This is a genomic window from Vibrio sp. YT-19(2023), assembly GCF_033337395.1.
Genome location: NZ_JAWOQN010000583.1, coordinates 1 through 663, shown reverse-complemented (window position 1 = coordinate 663; position 663 = coordinate 1). Strand labels below are relative to the sequence as shown.

Genomic DNA, 663 nt, shown 5'->3' with positions numbered 1-663 from the left:
GAGTGATGCAAAATAACTAGAGATACGGATATGAAACAAAAGCAGCTGATAGAAGAATTTAAAACGATAGTCGGGGAAGAGAATGTCCTGACCGATCAGGTTAAAACCAAATACTACCGCTCAGGTTTTCGCTCAGGTAGTGGTACAGCGCTTGCCGTCGTGTTTCCTAACACTTTGTTAGAACAATGGAAGATCATTAAACAGTGTGTCGAGGCGAACTGCATCATCATCATGCAGGCTGCGAAAACAGGTCTCACAGAAGGCTCTGCACCAAGTGGTAACAACTATGACCGCGATGTCGTGGTGATCAACATTACCAAAATCAAAAAAATTCATCTGCTGGATGGTGGCAAACAGGCGGTGTGCTTACCCGGTGCAAGTCTACACTCACTAGAAAAAGAACTCAGAGCCGTTAACCGCGCGCCGCATTCTATTATTGGATTTTCATCACTAGGTGCGACAGTTATCGGTGGAATTGCCAATAACTTAGGCGGTGCGTTAATGAAACGCGGCCCAGCATATACTGAGCTTGCCATCTACGCGCAGGTCGATAAGCAGGGCAACCTCCATCTAGTAAATCACCTTGGTATTGATGGCTTGGGTGAGACGCCGGAAGAGATTCTTCACAATCTGCAAGAAGGTAATTTAGACCCAAGCAAGATC

General features: G+C 46.0%; 1 protein-coding gene. It reads left to right on the top strand.

Annotation, left to right across the window (positions count from 1 at the left end; translation table 11 throughout):
* Positions 1-30: 30 nt before the first annotated feature.
* The coding region (locus R7E78_RS27275; protein WP_318058770.1) for an FAD-binding protein at positions 31-663 on the top strand (633 nt) is incomplete at its 3' end.